1 protein-coding gene is annotated in these 1,776 nt (G+C 44.7%); it reads right to left on the minus strand.

Annotated elements, in window-relative coordinates; all coding sequences use genetic code 11:
* Positions 1-172: 172 nt before the first annotated feature.
* Positions 173-1,726, minus strand: a complete 1,554-nt coding sequence (locus tag I6E38_RS14665; protein WP_153151778.1) for an IS1182 family transposase — start codon at positions 1,724-1,726, stop codon at positions 173-175.
* Between the last annotated feature and the right edge of the window lie 50 nt (positions 1,727-1,776).

Here is a 1,776-nt window from a genome sequence, read left to right on the forward strand (position 1 = left end):
GAGGGTGTGTCATAATTGACTATGGTCATTTATGGTGCACCCTCCTTTTGTATATCGTTTAGCGAGAGCAAAACCAAAGTTTTTTATTTATTTTTGTTATATGGTGCCCCATTGTCTTAAAATTGCCATCCAGACACTCTACGAAACAGAAAATATGGCAAACACAGGCCCATTATACCGCCTTTTTCAACTTTCTACACATTTTCTTCAGATTGAAGGCAATGGCAAAGAAGGCAAAGTCCATTTCGACCTTGTCTTTTCCAAAATGTCTGAATCGTTTGTAGCCGTAGTCAGCCTTCATCTGCCCAAAGACCGCCTCTGGTTCGATGCACCTACGACCTCGATGCTTTATTCCATCCTCAGATGTCAGCCTTTCTGATGCTTTGCGCTTGTATTCCTTCAAGCGGTGATTGACTTCTATGACTCTGTTGCCTTTAGCCTTGAAACAAGATCCTCTAAGCGGGCATCCTTCGCAGTTTTGGGCTCTGTACCTTACGCTTTCCGTCTGGTATCCATTTGCTGTCTTGTCGAGCTTGGTGCCAATGCGTTCCATGTGCTGCCCCATCGGGCATACATAATAGTCTTGTTCGGCATTGTAGAAGAAGCTGTCCTGATGAAATGGACTTGGAGCATAGTGCATATGCTGCTCCTTGTGGAACATGTTGTATTTGACGTAGGCCTCGATACCGTTCTCCTCCATAAAGCGGTAGTTTTCCTCAGAACCGTAGCCAGAGTCAGCAACCTCAGTACTTGCTAGATGTCCATAGCGTGCAGCAAAGGAGTACATGAATGGAATGTATGTCAGAGTGTCTGTGGGATTGGGGAACAAAGCGTAGTTGAGAATGAACTGATTCTCGGTGCCTATCTGCAGATTGTATCCAGGTTTGGTCTGTCCATTGTTCATCGCATCCTCCTTCATGCGCATGAAGGTGGCATCGGGGTCCGTCTTGCTGAAGGAGTTTCTCTTGCCGAGCGTTTTCTTCTTCTGTTCATAATCTGCAAGAGAGACCGCCTTTTTCTCTATCTCCTTTATCTGCTTCTTTTTCTCACGCAGTGCTTTCTTCGCCTCTTTTGCCTGTGGCGCCTCTTTCGATAACTCCTCTTTCAGACGTGATGTTATCTCGCAGATAATGGCTGGGGTTATCTCGATTGACTCGGTCTTGATTGCATTGTCCTGGGCTATAGCGTCGTCTACCTGAGACAGGAGCACGGCAAGCTGACGCTTGAGCTTGTCTATATTGCGTTCCACGTTCTTGCGCCAGACAAAGGTGTACTTGTTGGCCTTGGACTCTATCTTCGTGCCGTCGACATACTCCACATCAAGTGTGATAAAACCTTTCTCTGCCAACAGAAGAACCAACTGTGTGAACACGTTTGAAATCTCGTCTTTCACACGGTTGCGGAAGCGGTTGATGGTGATGAAGTCAGGCTTGTTGTAGCCTGCAAGCCAAATAAAGTGGATATCGCGTTTTAGCAATTCCTCTATGCGACGACAAGAATAAATATTGTTCATGTAGGCGTAGATGATCACCTTGAGCATCATACGGGGATAGAATGCATTACGCCCTTTTACATGATAAAGTTTCAATATGTTGCTGATATCAATCTTGTCAAGCACATAGTCGATAATGCGTACTGGAGCGTCATCGGCGATATCTTCGTCGATTCTTGAAGGAAAAAGCAGGATTTCCTTGCTTAGATTGGGAATAAATTGTACCTTTGACATATTAGAAATTTCTTTCCATAAAGGTACAAAAAAATTATGGAATAGCAAAG

Origin of the sequence: Leyella stercorea (assembly GCF_021531355.1) — a bacterium.
GTDB lineage: Bacteria > Bacteroidota > Bacteroidia > Bacteroidales > Bacteroidaceae > Prevotella.